18 protein-coding genes and 1 CRISPR repeat array are annotated in these 17990 nt (G+C 40.3%); of the genes, 9 read left to right on the plus strand and 9 right to left on the minus strand.

The window, feature by feature from the left end:
* The first annotated feature begins 108 nt into the window (after positions 1–108).
* The 5 genes from nagA (at position 109) to F7734_RS23845 (ending at position 4083) form a co-directional block, all read left to right on the plus strand.
* Entirely contained in the window at positions 109–1326 is a 1218-nt protein-coding gene (gene nagA / locus F7734_RS23825) for an N-acetylglucosamine-6-phosphate deacetylase (protein ID WP_155746968.1), read from the plus strand.
* A 59-nt stretch (positions 1327–1385) separates the two neighbouring features.
* Positions 1386–2075, plus strand: coding sequence for a magnesium protoporphyrin IX methyltransferase (bchM, locus tag F7734_RS23830; RefSeq protein WP_155746969.1), 690 nt, complete (start codon positions 1386–1388; stop codon positions 2073–2075).
* Positions 2076–2199: 124 nt separating this feature from the next.
* Positions 2200–2685 carry a hypothetical protein gene (locus F7734_RS23835; RefSeq protein ID WP_155746970.1) on the plus strand — a complete coding sequence of 162 codons (486 nt, stop codon included), beginning with the start codon at positions 2200–2202 and terminating at the stop codon, positions 2683–2685.
* Between the two features lie 86 nt (positions 2686–2771).
* A complete protein-coding gene (locus F7734_RS23840; RefSeq protein ID WP_155746971.1) occupies positions 2772–3152 on the plus strand; it encodes a DUF423 domain-containing protein in 381 nt (126 codons plus the stop codon).
* A gap of 325 nt (positions 3153–3477) precedes the next feature.
* The gene (locus F7734_RS23845) at positions 3478–4083 is read left to right on the plus strand and encodes a helix-turn-helix transcriptional regulator (RefSeq protein WP_155746972.1); all 606 of its coding nucleotides are present in this window, start codon (positions 3478–3480) and stop codon (positions 4081–4083) included.
* Positions 4084–4546: 463 nt separating this feature from the next.
* Here F7734_RS23845 and F7734_RS23850 read toward each other — a convergent pair whose 3' ends face one another.
* Both F7734_RS23850 and holA read right to left on the minus strand, forming a co-directional pair.
* Entirely contained in the window at positions 4547–5023 is a 477-nt protein-coding gene (locus tag F7734_RS23850) for a DUF4168 domain-containing protein (RefSeq protein ID WP_155746973.1), read from the minus strand.
* A gap of 113 nt (positions 5024–5136) precedes the next feature.
* Positions 5137–6123, minus strand: coding sequence for a DNA polymerase III subunit delta (gene holA / locus F7734_RS23855; protein WP_155746974.1), 987 nt, complete (start codon positions 6121–6123; stop codon positions 5137–5139).
* A gap of 89 nt (positions 6124–6212) precedes the next feature.
* Here holA and F7734_RS23860 point away from each other — a divergent pair, with 89 nt between their 5' ends.
* Positions 6213–7010, plus strand: coding sequence for a DUF1868 domain-containing protein (locus tag F7734_RS23860; RefSeq protein ID WP_155746975.1), 798 nt, complete (start codon positions 6213–6215; stop codon positions 7008–7010).
* 139 nt (positions 7011–7149) lie between these two features.
* Entirely contained in the window at positions 7150–7761 is a 612-nt protein-coding gene (locus F7734_RS23865; protein ID WP_155746976.1) for a cobalt-precorrin-8X methylmutase, read from the plus strand.
* A 355-nt stretch (positions 7762–8116) separates the two neighbouring features.
* Here F7734_RS23865 and F7734_RS23870 read toward each other — a convergent pair whose 3' ends face one another.
* Both F7734_RS23870 and F7734_RS23875 read right to left on the minus strand, forming a co-directional pair.
* Positions 8117–8899 carry an RDD family protein gene (locus F7734_RS23870; protein WP_155746977.1) on the minus strand — a complete coding sequence of 261 codons (783 nt, stop codon included), beginning with the start codon at positions 8897–8899 and terminating at the stop codon, positions 8117–8119.
* A gap of 24 nt (positions 8900–8923) precedes the next feature.
* Complete coding sequence (locus F7734_RS23875) at positions 8924–9787, minus strand: glycerophosphoryl diester phosphodiesterase membrane domain-containing protein (protein ID WP_155746978.1); 864 nt, start codon at positions 9785–9787, stop codon at positions 8924–8926.
* A 77-nt stretch (positions 9788–9864) separates the two neighbouring features.
* Here F7734_RS23875 and F7734_RS23880 point away from each other — a divergent pair, with 77 nt between their 5' ends.
* On the plus strand, positions 9865–10824 hold the full coding sequence (locus F7734_RS23880) for a stage II sporulation protein M (RefSeq protein ID WP_155746979.1): 960 nt from the start codon (positions 9865–9867) through the stop codon (positions 10822–10824).
* Between the two features lie 538 nt (positions 10825–11362).
* A CRISPR array of direct repeats spans positions 11363–11760; the repeat unit is 36 nt; unit sequence CCCCACCGATTGGGTTAATTCGGAATAATTGGAAAC.
* Between the two features lie 592 nt (positions 11761–12352).
* On the opposite strand, the gene F7734_RS23885 is transcribed toward F7734_RS23880, so the two are convergent.
* From F7734_RS23885 to F7734_RS23895, 3 genes are all read right to left on the minus strand, one after another.
* Positions 12353–13204, minus strand: coding sequence for a hypothetical protein (locus F7734_RS23885; protein WP_155746980.1), 852 nt, complete (start codon positions 13202–13204; stop codon positions 12353–12355).
* Between the two features lie 94 nt (positions 13205–13298).
* Positions 13299–13640, minus strand: coding sequence for a hypothetical protein (locus tag F7734_RS23890; protein ID WP_155746981.1), 342 nt, complete (start codon positions 13638–13640; stop codon positions 13299–13301).
* A gap of 122 nt (positions 13641–13762) precedes the next feature.
* On the minus strand, positions 13763–15088 hold the full coding sequence (locus F7734_RS23895; RefSeq protein WP_155746982.1) for a DUF58 domain-containing protein: 1326 nt from the start codon (positions 15086–15088) through the stop codon (positions 13763–13765).
* Positions 15089–15133: 45 nt separating this feature from the next.
* Between F7734_RS23895 and F7734_RS23900 the strand changes: the two genes are divergently transcribed.
* A complete protein-coding gene (locus tag F7734_RS23900) occupies positions 15134–15334 on the plus strand; it encodes a hypothetical protein (RefSeq protein ID WP_155746983.1) in 201 nt (66 codons plus the stop codon).
* 73 nt (positions 15335–15407) lie between these two features.
* On the opposite strand, the gene F7734_RS23905 is transcribed toward F7734_RS23900, so the two are convergent.
* Together F7734_RS23905 and F7734_RS23910 are read right to left on the minus strand one after the other, a co-directional pair.
* Positions 15408–16358 (minus strand): MoxR family ATPase, encoded by a 951-nt coding sequence (locus F7734_RS23905; protein ID WP_155746984.1) that lies wholly within the window; start codon positions 16356–16358, stop codon positions 15408–15410.
* 476 nt (positions 16359–16834) lie between these two features.
* Positions 16835–17932, minus strand: coding sequence for a DUF4350 domain-containing protein (locus F7734_RS23910; RefSeq protein WP_155746985.1), 1098 nt, complete (start codon positions 17930–17932; stop codon positions 16835–16837).
* Between the last annotated feature and the right edge of the window lie 58 nt (positions 17933–17990).

Below are 17990 nucleotides of genomic sequence, written 5' to 3' on the forward strand. Positions count from 1 at the left end.
AATATATACTTATAACTCAATACTAAATCCAAAATACAAAATCCAAAATCCAAAATCCAAAATCCTAAATCCAAAATCCCAAATCCCAAATCCCAAATCCAAAATCTTATGACTGAAGCAAAGCATCGCCCTCTTGCTACTCCGATAGACATTATTAACGCTAGGGTAGCTGGATACGAAGAGTTACAAATGCTCTTGGTGAATCATCAAGGTATGGTTGAGCAGATTTTACCAATGTCTCAAGTTCTTGAACGAGTTCCGCCAGAAAATTTGCAAGTTTTGGATGTTGCTGGCGACTGGATTTCCTTAGGAGGTGTTGATTTACAAATTAACGGCGCTTTGGGATTGGCTTTTAATGACCTCTCAATAGAAAATGCTCCCCGACTGACAGATATTTGTAAATTTTTGTGGAGTTTGGGAATAGATGCTTTTCTACCGACTCTTGTGACAACTTCAGTAGAAAACGTTCAGCGATCGCTTGCCGTCTTTGCTAAGTATATGGCGAACCAAGAAGTGGGTGCAAAAATTCTTGGCGTGCATTTAGAAGGACCATTTTTGAACTATGGCAAGCGTGGCGCACACCCAGCCGAGTATCTTTTACCACTAACTCTAGAAGAAGTCAAACGGGTTTTGGGCGATCGCGCTCACCTTGTGAAAGTCATCACCCTAGCACCAGAGTTAGATCCTAAAGGTGAAGTCATTCCATTTTTACGTTCTTTGGGTATTACCGTTAGCCTCGGGCATTCTCAAGCTACAGCAGCCCAAGCACAAAATGCTTTTGAGTTAGGCGCAACAATGGTGACTCATGCTTTTAATGTCATGCCTCCATTACACCATCGCGAACCTGGATTATTAGGTGCAGCAATTGTAAACCCCAATGTTGCGTGTGGTTTTATTGCTGATGGTCAGCACGTTTCCCCAATTATGTTACAAATTTTACTTCGTGCTAGCATTGCCCGTACCAGTCAGAAGATGCACGAAAACTTGTGGGATGGGCTTTTCCTTGTCAGCGATGCTCTTGCTCCTTTGGGACTAGCAGAAGGGGTATATCCTTGGGATAATCGCCAAATAGAAGTGAAACAGGGAACAGCACGTCTTTTTGATGGAACTTTATCAGGAACAACTCTTCCTCTGCTTGCAGGTGTGCAAAACTTAGTGAAGTGGGAAATATGTGATGTGGATAAAGCGATCGCACTGGCGACTGTTGCACCAAGAAGTGCGCTTGGCTTATCTGCCATAATCTCTAACGTTCCTGCGGCTCAACTGTTGCGCTGGCACTTAAAAGAATCCACAAAAGAACTATTCTGGCAAAGAATGTTGCCATAGCCGCTGCCAACCAAGGCATGAGATCATTATCCATTGGGAAACCTTGAAAATCAAATTTCATGAACGTAACTGACGATAAAACCATTGTTAAAGACTATTTCAACTCCACAGGCTTTGACCGTTGGAGACGTATTTACGGTGATGGCGAAGTCAACAAAGTTCAGCTAGATATCCGTAACGGTCATCAACAAACTGTTGATACAGTTATATCCTGGTTGACAGCAGATAATAACTTAGCAGGAATGTCCATCTGCGATGCTGGATGTGGTGTAGGTAGTCTTAGCATTCCTCTAGCACAAGCAGGAGCAAAGGTCTACGCCAGTGATATTTCTGACAAAATGGTAGAAGAAGCCAAGGAACGGGCTTTAAATACCTTGGGACAGAGTGGAAACCCCACATTTACCGTGCAGGATTTAGAAACCTTAAGCGGTAGCTACCATACTGTTATCTGCCTGGATGTTCTCATCCACTATCCCCAAGATAAAGCAGCAGAGATGATTTCTCACCTTTGCTCTCTATCGCAGTCGCGAGTCATTCTCAGTTTTGCACCAAAAACTTTTGCCCTCAGTATCTTGAAGAAAATCGGCAGTTTCTTTCCCGGTCCTAGTAAAGCAACTCGTGCGTATTTACACCGAGAGGCAGACGTAGTAAAGATTTTGGAAAGTAACGGATTTTCAGTGCAACGTCAATCCATGACCAAAACTAGCTTTTACTTCTCCCGCTTGCTAGAAGCATATCGTCAGAGTTAGTGGTTGGTGGTTGGTTGTTAGTTGTTGGTTGTTAGTTGTTCTATTCACCACCAACCACTAACCACTAACCAAAAGTGAGGTTAAAATCACAAGCAAGGTTTAAATTTAGAGATACAACGATCTTATGAAGACTGCTGAAAAATTGGCGGCGGGTTGGCTACTCTCACTGGGCTTTATGTTTTTAACGCTCTCAGCATCTGCAGCTATGCAGAAGAGTACCATGTACAAGCAATTTCCGCCAAGTTTGTATGGGGAGCCAGAAGAATTTCTCAACAAAGAAGCTATATATGTACTGGATAATACTGTCTTGCACGGACTAGTTTTTGGTGTTCCTACCTCAGTACTGGGAGTATGGTTGGCAATGGGATTGTTCCGTCAAAGTCAGCAGGATAAAAAAGCCCTCAAGCAGCAGGCTAGTGAGGAAATGCAATCTACTTTTTACCGGATGCTCCAAGACAATGGCGGACGCATTACACTTCTAAGCTTTGCCATGCAATCACAACTTACTCCAGCGACTGCTAGAAAATATTTAGACGAGCAAGCAAAAATATTTAATGCTAGTTTTAAGGTGAGTGAAGATGGAGGAATTTCGTACCACTTTGACCTTTAGAAAGTGTGAAGGGTAAAGGATCGAAGATGAAATTGTTATGCGTCGGCTCTTGACCTCACCCCTATAGTTTACACTTTATCTTTGGTATGACACGACTTTTTTTGAGCTTGGCAGCTGTATTGGGAGGTTTGTCAGTAGCTTCAGGTGCTTTTGCCTCTCATGCACTGCGGGAGAAAATTAGCGAGCGATCGCTAGAAATCTTTGAAATTGGTGCTCGCTACCAAATGTACCATGCTTTTGCACTATTGGTAGTGGCGCTGTTACTGACTCGCACTGACTCCCCATCACCTACTCTTTTAGCGAGTGGATGGTTGTTTATTATTGGTATTGCCATTTTCTCAGGTAGCTTGTATGCCCTGAGTTTAAGTGGAGTGAAGTCTTTAGGAGCAATTACACCTCTGGGAGGGGCTGCTTTAATTGCCGGTTGGGGTGCTTTGGCTTTTGCTGCTTGGAGTTTGAAGTTTTAGGCAGCTTGTTATTGTCATTGCGGCGTTGGGCATTGTTTGTACTCAATGCCCAATGCTTTTTTTCGCTGCTGATATACGCAGTTCATAACAACTACTTACGTACATCCGAAATAGGCGATCTTAAAGTTGTATTTAAATTAGTCTTAATTAGAAACTTCATAAATCTTTGAAAACTTGGGAGCGCAAAATACTGTGTAAGAGCTAATACACTTATTTTACGTTCTATTGTGATGACTCAGAGGTAAGTAAGTACAGGTCAGGGTGCATATCTTAATTTAAATGAAACTACTAAATCAATAGTGTTGAGCAAGCAGAGCCACCTCATATGATAACTATAACAAAGACATTTACAACAACAGCAGTTCAAACTCAACAACCACAAGAGACTCCATATTATGACGTACAAGCAGCTTCTTTTCTGCAAGAAGTGATTGAAAGTTTACAGGATGGTATTTTGATTTTAACAAAAACAGGCGAACTGGTTCACGCTAATACATCTGCTCATCATATCCTGGCTCAGTTAAATCAAGACAGAGAGCGCTCTGGTGTTGTACCAAATGCTATCTGGAATCTTTGCCGCTCGCTACTAGAAAATAAAAATTTCTTTCCAGAAGAATCTATCGTTTTATCTAATGAAATAGCTTTAGATAAAGCTACTGTTTTTAGAGTACGGGTCAGATGGTTAAATGTAGACAAATTACATCATTCTTGTTTTTTAGTCACTCTTGAAAATAGATACGAATCTCTAAAGAATATTGCTCTCACGGAGATTCAAAAATATGACTTAACACCACGAGAAGCTGAAATTTGGTGTCTTTATCGTGCTAAATTTAGCTACAAAGAGATTGCTAATCAGCTTTACATCACTGTTAATACTGTTAAAAAACATATGAAAAATATTCATGCTAAACGACATAACAGTGAACAGTGACCAATGACTAGTGACCAATGACCAGTTCATTTAGTTGAGAGGATAATATTTGTAGCAAAAGTTCAAATCAAACAGTACCCGTAAGGGTACTACCCTCACACACTGTCATCCTTTATCCTGTAAACTTAGATACTTGTAAAAATCATCTTACCCTTTGAGGCTAAAGTCTAGATTTACACGTCTGTTGCTTTCTTGTTTGTAGTTCTTATTTACGAACAATTTAGGTGAATGGTGTCTTTGTAGTTTTACGATTTTAGTCATTGGGTTATTTTACAAGGGTCTACTACAGAAACGGGATATCTTTCATACTCAGTCAAAAGTCAAACCTGAAACGACTTTTGACTTTTTACCTCTATGTTCAAATAGGGAGTTGTCTGCAAGTGACTCTCTCGATAAAGTACGATTGTAGCTTGTCAAGTCGAGTCTAATAATTTGTTGGGTCAACTATTAAAAACTCAATTTTTTATGATTCTGGATTCTTTTGTAAGCGGAGTAATGTATTATATATTTGCCGTTTTAAGTCCTCACTATTTTGAACTTCTAAAGTAATTCTATTGAATCTCTCAATGGTCATTCCATTATCTTCAACAACTTTTTGATAACGCTGGCAATAATTAACTGCAATATCTTTAGCTTTGTTTGGCAAACTATTAAAACTGTTTTTATCGTTGCAAACTATTTGCGGAACTTCTTTGCTACCAATCATCTTTTTGATTTCATCAAAAGCCTGTTGGCGCAATGGTTCCATCGTTAACATTGTTTTAGCATAACTGATGATTTCATTGGAACTGACTGTTGGTGGATTTTGAGCATAAGCGTTTGAGTTTATGAGCCAAACACTAGAAACTAAACTGGTAGTGGCAATAACGCCCACAAACACAGACTGGGAGAGTATCCGAATGAGATTCAGTCGGAGGAATCGATGGGAAATTTTCTTCATCAGCTTTATACAAAACAACTACAGCAGGGATATCTTAATTTACTCTGAATTATTTTGTGAGGCAGAAGTTCCACAAACGGTATACTCTTCTGTGCTAACTCTTATTTCTAATGTTATTTTCCCCGACAGACTTGACAAAGTTCTATGACTTTAGTTTGCAGTACTGATGTTTCTGAGTTTCCCTGTTTGAGGCTGACTTCTAAATCCAGTAGTAAAGGTAAACAGGCGACGAGTTGCTTCACAGAAATAAACTTAACGTCTTTCTGCAAAATATAAACCCGATTAAAATTAGCGATTTCTGCAGCCTTTGCGATCGCTTGTATGTTGCGTTCTCCACTTTCCATCATCAGTTTAACCCACAACCACGTGCGAAACTGACCGACTAGGGTAGCCACTATCCGCAACGGAGGCTCACAAGCATTGATTAAGTCTGTCAACATTATCAAAGCTCGAACTGTATCTCCTGTTCTTATTGCCTCTGCTAATTTTATGCTACTTTGAGTCGTATTTCTAACTAACTGAGCTACAACGTCTGTATCTAAAGGCTGAGTGCTACCTTCAGCGTAAAGCCGTAGCTTTTCGAGTTCGTTATATAGTAAGCGTGTATCATTTCCCACAGCTTCCACTAACATCTCCACACCCTCAATAGTCAATTTGACACCTACAGTTTGGGCGGCTTGCTTGGCAGACTTTATGAGGACTTCCGTTTTCCAAGGTGGCGTCAGAGAAAATTCTCGAAACTCAGCAAACTTTTTCAGGAGTTTGGTTGACTTGAGACGTTCATCAGGCTTGTTGCTGCTTGTTAGCAATAAGTAGGAGTTAGGCGCAATGACAGGCAAAGTTCTTTCCAATTCAGAGAGCAAACTTTCCGGGCATTGCTGGCAAATGGTACTATTTGGAAGCCACACCAAACGTCCACCTGCACCAAACGGAGGTGTCATGACCAGGTTTAACGCTTGGATTGGAGCATCTGTGTCATCAGGTGACACTACAGTGTAGTTAAAACTAGCCCATAATGGATCGAGACAGCGATCGCGCAGGAGAGAAACTTCCTTTTCGATGGCAAAATCATCCTCTCCCCAAAAAACATGGATTGGCATATCAAAAACTAAATACTTCTTAAATCAAGTAGTGAAGTTGACTGGTGTTGCCTACAATCAATAAGCGTGAGAGAGCGAGGATATATAGGTTGGACGACAACTATCAAACTTACCTAAATAGAGTAGCGCGGATGACGCTGTTAGAAGCCTACAGAACACAAATCCAGCATATTCAGGAATCTTCCAAATTTCAGCCGCTGGCGACTGGAGGAAGACAAGCAGTTCCTTTTCCCGGTTATACAGTTATTACCCCTCCCCACGAAGAGGACTCAGAAAACACAAATTTCTACAAATATTTACAAAACTACCAAGAGGAACTTTTAAAGTTACCTGTGAACAACTTGGAAGTCATTGTACCAGTCCCTCCTGCTAGCTTTCATTTGACATTGGCAGATTTGATTTGGGATAGTGCTTACCGAGACGCCTGTGAAAAGAATCCAAAGTTCGACGAGCAGTTGCGATCGCTCTTTGCGGAAATTTTCCAGCAGTACCAGCAATCAATAGCACCCCCTACTCAACCGATACGCTGGCAAATGCAAGGGCTAACAGTTATGCCAAGAGCCATAGGTGTATGTTTAGTACCTCAGGATAAGTATTCCTACGAACAAATTATTAACTTTCGTCGCACAATTTATCAAAACTCCAATCTTTTACCATTAGGGATTGAACAACATTATCACTTAACAGCACACGTTACCCTAGGATACTTCGGGGAAATTGCCCCCAATATAGACCGCGATAACTTAGCTGAGCTGTTTGATAACCTCAATCAGCAGTGGATAGAAAATGCACCTGCATTTCTCATACACCGCGCTGAGTTACGGAAATTTGACGATATGACCCGCTACTATCGGGAAGCAGATTGGCCAATATTTAATTTTGGGTGAGTTAGTTGATAGTTGATAGTGGTTAGTAGATAGTGGTTAGTTGATAGTTGTTGGTAGCTACTAACTACTAACCACTAACCACTAACCACTAACCACTAACCACTAACCACTAACCACCAACCACTAACCCAGTTCTAAAATGAATTTGCCCGTTCATCCGATTATGGAACAGAGTTTCGCAGTCATTGACAGCGAAATCGGCGACCATAATTTCAGCAGTGCTGAGTACGCGATCGTTCGTCGGGTTATTCACAGCACCGCTGATTTTGAGTTCAAGCACCTCATACATTTTTCCGAACAAGCGATCGAAGCAGGAATTGAAGCTCTACATCGCGGTGTCCCAATCGTTACTGATGTAAGTATGGTCAAGCAAGGAGTTGCAGGGTTAGTAGCCCAAACCTTTGGAAATCCTTTAATTAGTGCTGTGGAAATTGCCCAAACTCCACTTCCAGGAAAAACACGCACCGAAACTGGTTTATTGCAATGCTATGAGGAATTCCCAGAAGCAATTTTTGCCATTGGCAATGCTCCTACAGCTTTACTTGCCCTTTGTCAACAATTGACAATACCTTCAGCGCGACTTCCTGCTTTAGTTATTGGTGCTCCTGTAGGTTTTATTTCGGTTATAGAGTCAAAAGCAGCACTAGCAAACACTCTCGTGCATCAAATTCGAGTTGAAGGGCGTAAAGGTGGTTCTCCTGTTGCTGCTGCGATTGTCAATGCTTTAATTACACTTGCTTGGGAATGTTAGTTGTCATTTGTCATTGTCATTTGTCATTTGTCATTTGTCATTTGTCATTTGTCATTTGTCATTTGTCATTTGTCATTGGTCATTGGTCATTTGTCATTTGTCATTGGTCATTTGTCATTGGTCATTTGTCATTGGTCATTTGTCATTGTCATTTGCATTAACAACTAACAACTAACAACTAACAACTAACCACTAACCACTAACAACTAACAACTAACAACTAACCACTAACAACTAACAACTAACCACTAACAACTAACAACTAACACACTAACAACTAACAACTAACCACTAACAACTAACAACTAACAACTAACAACTAAACAACTAACAACTAACAACTAACAACTAACAACTAACCACTAACCATATCTTGATAAGCAACGTAAATTGCTTCCAAAAAAACATCAGGGGTAGTGCTTTCTGGTAGAATTTCCAAATGAAGAATCTCTTGAACATCTTTAGCCAGTCGCAAAGCTACTGAAGCTCTTGCTTTTGCAGTCATACCACCTCGTCTGTGTAAATATTCTTTAATCACAGCAAAATCATCTGGTAACATGACAGATAAATCGGCAATTTGTAGCAATTTATCTGCCTCTTGCTTCGCCTGTTCTGATATGGTAAAAGTTCTCGATGTATTTACAATTTGATTTTGAATCACAATTGTGCCAGCTACTAGATCGCCCAAACGCTTTTCACGTCGAGCAAACATAATCAGAAAAGCACCAATAAATAAAAACTCGTCAAATGGTCTTAGCAAAGCGCGTAATGTTGTTTGTGGCAACCCTACAGGTCTACCATCATCTCGAACAACGCGAATCTTAGCAACTCGTTTACCAGGAGTTTGACCTTGCCAAAGCGTTTCAAAAATAACAAAGTATCCCTCATAAATCGTAAAGCCAACAAAGGATGCGATCGCAATCAACCAGAGAGCGGCTTTGCTACCAAAAATAGATGTCCATAGCTCATTCAATTGGACAGCAACTGTTGTCCATGCAATCAGCAACGCCACCATAATTGCAGCTAAAACGTGATAGTCAATTAGTAACGCCCAAGCACGATTGCCGATCCCAGCCAGAGTAAATTCTAGTTCTACACTTTCTGGTGTCCGAAATTTTACACGATTAAATATATGCATAAGTTATTGGTCATTTGTCATTTGTCATTTGTCACTGTTGTCCCGTATTCGTAAGCCTAAGCCCTCGCGTCGGCTTCGCAAGTCGTAGTAAATAACTGCTTTAATTGACTGCCAAAATGGGACTACCAATGCACCACCTATCAAAATAATAACTAAACGTGCTAGAGATAAGAGTATGGCGTAGCCCGGTCGATCTTGAGCTACAGTTTCTACTATTCCCTGAAGAATAGTACTGACAAACGTAAATGGAAGTTGTATGGGAAAGGTAATCAAATAGGCGACAAATAAAATTGCCGCAATTCGCCACACGTGTCCTTTTGTTAATTCCCAACTCCGACCAATAGTTGAAGTTCCATCAACATTATCTTCAACAGCAAGTGGAATTTCGACAAGGCAAAACCGCGCTTGTACCCATAATAGAGCTACTATAAAAATTGGTATCAAAAGAAGTATTAATAACACAAGTGTCAAGACAATTATAGGATTAACAGTTGCACCACTTGTCTGACTTGCAACAAAGATCCCAGCTAAAATTACAGCCAAAATACCAAAAGGTATCATTATAACTATAGTAAACCCCATACTAATTGCTAACATTAATAAGCCCATAACTAAAAATTGCCACAGCCTGGTATTGACAAAACGACGACCACTTTCAACGCTTTCTGGTTGACTGACTAATTCACCAAATGCCAAACGAGATATTAAAGCCAAAGTTGCCGAACACTTAGCCCAACCGTAGACAGGTACAAATATCCATAAATAAGCAACAGATGCAAGCTTAAGATAAGACTTAAGATGAGAACTATATAATTTCAGCCCTGCACTGACAACATTACCAAGGCTGAGAGGCTGTATGGGGCTGGGAGAACCGGGATTATGGGACATGATTTCAAAGATTCTTATCAGGTAGAGCAGTAACTTGGCTATCTTAAGTTAATTAATTGTTAGTATTCCCAAACTTTATGAATATTCAACGTTGGATTGCTCGACGAGAACCAAATTGGCAGCGTTTGGACGTATTGTTAAGGCAGGTAGAGAAAAAGGGATTAAAATCGCTGAAATCTAGTGAAATTAGAGAATTAGCAAGTTTGTACCGTTCGGTTGCCGCAGATTTGGCACGCGCTCGCACCCAGCAGCTAGGTAACACACTACTACAAAATTTACATCTATTAACAAATAGAGGCTACGCGCAAATTTATCAAGGTTCGCGCCGTCAGGAATGGCAAGCAGTGGTGCAATTTTACCGTTGGGGACTACCATCGGTAGTGCAGCAAACATTTCCCTACATTGCTGCAGCCTTTGCTATGTTTATGTTAGGAGCATTAGTGGCTTGGTGGTATGCATGGCAAGACCCAACTTTTATGTCTGGTGTAGTGCCAGAGAGATTAATTAAAATGGTGCGAGACGAGCATAAACTGTGGATGGGATCGATAGTTGGCATTGAACCCTTGGCTTCAAGCGGTATTACAATCAATAACCTATCGGTATCTTTTGGTGCTGTTGCAGGTGGGATGACAGCTGGATTGTATACAGCTTACTTGATGGTGTTTAATGGCTTGTTAATCGGTGCTATTGCTACGCTTGTGGGACAAAATAATCTTGCATATCCATTTTGGGCTTTTGTTTTGCCACATGGCTCTTTAGAGTTACCTGCAATCTTTTTAGCAGGTGGGGCAGGTTTTTTAATAGGAAGAGCTATTTTATTTCCTGGTAAATATCGCCGCATAGATGCACTCAAGTTTTATGGTTCTAAGGCAGTACAGCTAGTTTTTGGTATTGTACCAATGTTAGTTATTGCTGGTATCATTGAAGGATTTTTCTCTCCCAATCCTTCTGTTACAGATCCGTTTAAGTATATTGTAGGTATGGGATTATTTGTGAGTTTAGTAGTCTATTTCAGCCGTCAGCAAAAGGGTTTATAATGAGAAGAATTGCTTTCACGTTGATTTTATTGACGTAACCTCAACCCAATAATGCATAGATTTTGCGGAAACAATAACAATCAATACTACGTAGGTTTTGCTAAAAACTCAAATTCAACGGAGGTTGGGTTGAGGAACGAAACCCAACATTTGCAGACATTTGTTGGGTTTCCCCACAGGTTTACCCAACCTAAAAAAATTCTTATTCGACCAGTATTGCAGGAGGGATATATTTGAATCAATCTTCTAGGCGCGTTTTCCTGAAACATATTGAAACCCGTATGAATGAAAAAACATCCTACCCAGATTTACAATCTCAAGTTACCTATAATTAAAAGGGAGCTTTTACCAGTTCATCTACACACCCCGGCAAATCGCTGAAACCCTATATTTTTCGTTGAGGTGTGTCGATTGCTTGCTGTGTAAGGATTTGAAGTATGTGTTTTCCTAAATTTTCGCTATTGTTTTACAATGTTTTTTAGAGGTGTGTCGATTTGCAGCCTGGAACCCTTACTGGATAAGGGCTGCTAGACGAACTCCCCACCGATTGGGTTAATTCGGAATAATTGGAAACGATAAATTATGTTGGCAGAATTAACAGTTATCACCCCCACCGATTGGGTTAATTCGGAATAATTGGAAACACTTGAACAATACCTCCCATATCAGCACCTTGAGCTCCCCACCGATTGGGTTAATTCGGAATAATTGGAAACGTTTTATATTTCCAACTCCTAACCCCAGATGACGAACCCCACCGATTGGGTTAATTCGGAATAATTGGAAACAATACGGTAATAGTACTCGCCTGCCCATGCCTTTAACGCCCCCACCGATTGGGTTAATTCGGAATAATTGGAAACGCTGGAAGTGGGGCACGAACATCTGTTTTTTCATTGACCCCACCGATTGGGTTAATTTGTTACTTTACCTATAAATTTGCACAAGGTGGAAGGATAAATTTGCACAACTACGTCTGAAAGCTCTATTTTTTGGTTATGCGATCGCTACTTTTTAATGAGGAGTGGAACTATAAATTTGCACAAAGTATAAAAACGCCGACAAATCTTGGCACAAAATAAACAAAAATTATGTCAATCAATCTCACCAGCGCCTGAAGTTGTAAAATGAAAACAGTCTAAAATCAAGGTTTTGGTGCTACTAGATTTTAGCACCTAAGTGAAAGCATAAATTGGCACAGTCAAAGTGGAAGCATTAAATTACAATTTTGCCAATTTATGGTTCAAGTAACATAATTCGGAATAATTGGAAACGTTCTTCATTTCCTTATAATTGGAAACTGCAATACCATGGCAATACTGCAAGGGCTGAGAATTTTTGTAGGTTGGGCAAACCTAACAAATGCTTGTAAATGTTGGGTTTCGCAAAGCCTCAACCCAACCTACGAATATTCCTAACTGAGCAGTAGGTTGGGCAAACCTAACAAATGCTTGTGAATGTTGGGTTTCGCAAAGCCTCAACCCAACCTACGAATATTCCTAACTGAGCAGTATTGGGATCTAACCTATCATTTACGATCGCTCAGTATCTTCAAATCCAAACCTTCTTTACGACAACGAATATCGTAGTAAACAACGGCTTTGACTGACTGCCAAAAAGGCATCGTCAAGATTCCTGTCACTGTATTTAATACAAAAAAAACTAATACGCCTAAAAGCGAATCATTATCAGGGTTACTTAAGAAAGACTGAAAGAATATTCCTAAAACTCCTGCTATCAAAAAACTGCAAACAAACCAAGATAACGTAAGTATAGGGAATGTTATCAGTACAGAAATAAAAATAATTCCTAAAATGCGTCTAATGTGACCTCTAGTAAGATTCCAGCTTTTATTAATGGTTTGAAAGGGGTTTATCTTGTCTAAAACCAAAGGTAGCTCAGTTACAAAAAAGTAAGTATAAAACCAAAAAGGGCTAATGTATATAACCGTACCTATTGGTACTAGAATTATGAGAAATAAAAAACTACTATATGGATTATTGGAAATTAATGTTAACGAAGAGCCTATGATAAAAGAAATAATTAAAAAGAGGATTCCACCAATTAGAGAAAATAATATGTAAAATATGAAAAACAGTAAAAAAACTGTCAAAGTAACGAGTATAACTGTTAATAAAAATTTCCAAAAATTGCGATTTACTTGATTTTTGGCAGCTTGAATGGTTTCTGGATGACCGATTAAATCTTGAAAAGCTAAACGAGATATTAAACCAGCGATTGCATAAAATTTAGCCCAACCATAAATGGGAACTAACAACCATAAATGTGCAGTAAGTGCTAATTTAAAATACAGTTTTAAGTGAGAACGGTATAAATAAAAACCAATATTGACAACATTGCCGATACTAAGCTGCTGCATTCAATTAAAATTCAAATAACCAATAATTCATCATAACCGTTGCAGCAAACTTCGCGACTAGTATCGCCAAGTCATTCTTTACTAGATGTAAATTCTACATTTGGACTTGACTGGAAGCTTGAGGAACTACAGGTGAGGAATTAGCTGTATTTCCAAAACTCTGCAAGTTTTCCTCATCGTAAGGCTTACCGGGCAATGTTGTTTCATCGGTGGACTTGGTGACACCTTGTGAAGCCGTATTATCGTTACCGGAAGTTGTTGCTGTCTTTTCTTCAATAAAGAACGCTTCTTGGGGTGGAATTGACAGAACTTCAACTTCTCCAGCGCGTGCTTGAGTATTTGTTCCTAGTGAAAGGGATAGCGCCAACGAAATCAAGCCTAACTTTACAATGTTGCGGGTGTTGAATTTGGTTTGTTGTGCTAGAAGGTTTTTCATAGGACTCCAGTGTAGATAGTTCAGTACGTTTTATTAAATTCAATCTATCCGTATCTACACTGGGACTTTCCGCCGTTTCGGAAAGAATACCGAGAGCACACGTAAACTTTATGAATGTAAAATCACAGTAAATTGCGTGCTTTAAGTCCCAAGTATCTATCCACTAACTGGTTACTTATTTGACTTGCAGGCGCATCCAGTACCAAGACCCCTTTTTGTTTGAGTTGGGCAAATGCGACTTGCCGTTGTGCCAATAAATCTAGGGCAACAGCACGGGTATAAGCAGCCGTGACTTCACTTTCTGGTGTATGTGCTATACGGTCAACAAGAGGATCGCGTAGGGTGACACAGAAGGGTAGGTAGCGAGGTGCTAGTCTGGTAAGTGCTGCAAGGAGTTCGACAGAAGCAGTCACATCCACTAAATCGGTAATAACAACCACAAGACAACGCCGGGATTGCTGCTGCACAACACTCGTAACTGCGCCTACGTAATCAGATTCTAGTAATACCGGTTGAATGGGAGTGAGGCGATCTATAAGATGGCTCAAGTGATGTTGACCCCTTTCTGAGGGAATCCACAAATGCATTTGACGGTCGAATACCCCTACGCCTACACGATCGCCTCGCTGCAATCCAGCCAAAGCTAGGGATAATGTCGCATTTAAACCCCAATCAAATCTTTGTAAACCTTGCACTCGTGCAGTCATTAACCGTCCTCTGTCAAGCAGAATGAGCAAAGTTTGTTCTTGTTCTGGTTCCAAAACTCTAACTAAAGGGGGTGTATTACCATGAGTACCCACGCGACGGGCTGTAGCTTTCCAATCAATAAACCGTAAATCATCCCCCATGCGGTAGTTACGCAGTTCGGCAAACTCAGTACCAATACCTAGTTGTCGGGATTGACGGTTGACTCCAGAAGATTGTAGTGTCAGTCGAATGGAAAGCGATCGCAATCCCACCAGATCGGGATAAACTTTAACTTTCAAACTGTGAAGAATCTTTCTATTATCCCAAGCTAACCCCCAAGCACCGAGTTGTCTAACTTGGATATCCCCCCAAGGAAACTCTCCACGTTGGCTTGGGTGAACCGTGTAAGTGAGTTCTTCAGTGCTGTTACCGGGGACGGTAGCATTTAGGAGCGGTACAGACACCCCAAATTCAGTTGGGTAGAAGTCGCGGATTTGAAGAATTGCTGTGGCTTTTCCCGATCTGACTTTGAGTAAAACTAGGTTATCCCGCCCAATAGACAATCTTGATGGTAACTCCCGCGTTACCTGCACTCGATGGCGTCGTACTAGCAAACCATCGACAAGCATCAACGCCAGCACCGCCACATCAAACAGCAAAGTCAACAAGATGCTGTTTGAAATGCCAAGAAAGATGGCGATCGCTGGTGCCAGAAAACTTCCTAATATTAATAAGAAATAAACTCGTTTAGAGGGTACCATAAATGTTTATTTAGATAATTTTTCTTGTCAAATAACGAGAGAAAAATGTCTGTTCGTCATCATATCAAGATTTACCAAGAGCGATCGCATGAAGCTAAACTCCAAATGAAGTACGCTGGAATATTTGCTAACGATCTAACGTTTGATGATTTTATGGAGAAACTAGCCGTTATCCGCAAACAGTCTAATTCAACGGGATTCTTTTCACAAGAAATCTGCAAGATTTTCAGAAATTTCTGGAACTAATAATTCAAAATTGGTCAATTTAGTTTTGCCAATCTGTCGGTTAGAATTAATGGCAAAACTTAGATAGTACTGTTTACCTTGGAACTGGAACCTTATTCAAAATTGAAGAAATAACCGCATCAATTTGTACCCCATCTAACATTGCTTCTGGTTTAAGAATAAAACGATGGCGCAGCAAAGGAGGTGCAACAGATTTTACATCATCAGGAGTGACAAAATCTCTTCCTGCTAGATAGGCAGCTGCTTGGGATGTTTGCAACCAAGAACCAGCAGCACGAGGTGATGCACCTAATGTTAAATCGGGATATTGTCGCGATGAGCGCACTAATGCCAAAAGATAATCGATAGTCGCCTCAGAAACTTTCACTTCTCTAACAGCTTGTCGTGCTTCCAAAATTTGCTCTACGGTTGCAACTGGTTGCAAACGAGAAATATCAGATCGCCGCGCTGCAAATCCTGCTTGACGATTGAGTAACATTTGCTTTTCTGCAGCTTGATCTGGGTAATCGACTACCAATTTAAATAAAAACCTATCTAACTGGGCTTCTGGCAATGGATATGTCCCTTCAAATTCTAGAGGATTTTGCGTTGCGATCGTCCAAAATAAATCTGGCAAAGGCAAACTTTCACCATCTAGCGTGACTTGCATCTCTTCCATTGCTTCCAACAGCGCTGCTTGCGTTTTTGGGGGAGTACGGTTGATTTCGTCTGCAAGCAATACTTCTGTAAACACTGGTCCCTTTTTTAAACTGAAGTTGCGGGTGGTTAAATCAAAAATATTTGTACCAGTGATATCTGAAGGTAAGACATCTGGCGTAAGTTGAACGCGGCGAAAATCAGCTTGAATCAACTGTGCCAATACTTTGACCAAAAGAGTTTTACCAGTTCCCGGTACTCCTTCCAAAATAACGTGTCCACCTGCTAGCAGTGCTACTAATAGCTGCTGTATCAGAGTAGATTGACCGACGACAACTTGATTCAGTTCGTGATTAAGGCGATTTAATACAGGATTGGTTGAATTCATTTATTGATACAAAATTAAACAAAATAGAATAATTATCTGTTCGAGAAGAACGGATACAATGCTTATCTCACACAAGCATACCGATTTTTGTTATACGTTAGGAGTGAGTTAATTGCCTACTGTATAGTTATATAGCAGTCTTAAATTATTTGTGAAAAGTCAGATCCCCGACTTCTTGAAGAAGTCGGGGATCTGGCTACAGTCAATTGTCACAAATCAAATAGAATTTCTCTATCAGTTTTTCTTAGAGGATGTTTGAAAAGTCACGATCAATGTATCAAATATTTTTTACCCCTCCCTAACTCAGACCGATGGATTGGTCCGGGAACCAGATTTTCCTTGTTTCCCCCCTTTCCAAGGGGGGACTAAGGGGGGTAATAATGTGATTAAAATCACAAATAACCACTTTTCAAACAACCTCTTATAAAATCTCATAAGGAGCGATCGCACAGAAATCAAATTTTTTTACAAATGATTTAGAATTGTTGTATCTTCTGCCTTATGATTCTCCATTTTTCCAGCCAACTGACTAGTTCCTTTTCACTCAATTGGCGTTTTTGTAATTGTAAGTTTAACACTTCATTTAATTCTGTAGCTCCAAAACCTGTCTGTTGTACCCAAGCATTAACTAAATTTGGACGATCGAGTAACTGCTGTCCCAAGCCTAAAGCTTTTTGGAGTTGCAGTTGTTCTTCTTTGCCAACCATCTCTACTACAAAATCCCTAGATTCGGCTTTTTGTAAAACTCCTGCTAACGCTTGAATATACGCTTCACTGTTATCAACAACGGGTGTCTCTAGAGGGATGGGTTTACCAAAGCGTCGGTTTTGTCCCCAAATCAGTACTAGTAGCAGTACACCTCCTTGGAGGAACGCTGGCATTAAGGGTGTTTGCGCTAAGTAACTCCATATGTCCCCTTTGCCTTCTTGTTTCCTAACGCTGGGTTCTTTATAACCGTGAATGTACTCGTCTACTAATAATGAGTTACCTTTCTGACTGACTAAATCTGCCAAATATTGGAAATTTGCTGGAGTGTCTTGGTAAGCATTAGCACCTAAGTAGGAAGGAATCACAAAAACTGCTGTTCCTTTACCGTAGTTTTCTTCCCACACAATTGCACCAAAGCGATCGCCTAAACTCACTTTTTCTCCTGTCTTAAATGGGTGTCGTCGTCGTGTATCAATCTTGACTTCACCTGCGGAGGATTCTTGCATTGTGGTAAACTTTGCGGCTGTTACGGGTTCGCGCACTCCAACAACGACTAAGCGATTCCCTTTTTCTACCCATTCTTTCTCGTCATCATATAAAAAAGGCTGTCTTTGGTAACCTGTTATTTGTACAAAAGTGACTCGACGTTTCTCTACATTGAGATCGTTAAAAGGTTTTTGCCAGCGTTGGATGCTAGTTCCCCGACTTTCCATGTAAGCATACCAAGCCCCATATCCTTCGGGATTACGGCTGTAAGTAGAACCACTATGATTTTTACTGGTTGTTGGAGCTGATATAAAAGTTAGTAATATAAGTACACCTAATACCAATGCTCCAATCACAACAAGACGGTTTGAGCGTTTCATAATAAATGGTTAGTGGTTAGTGGTTAGTGGTTAGTGGTTAGTTGTTAGCGGTTAGTTG

This window comes from Scytonema sp. UIC 10036 (assembly GCF_009725235.1).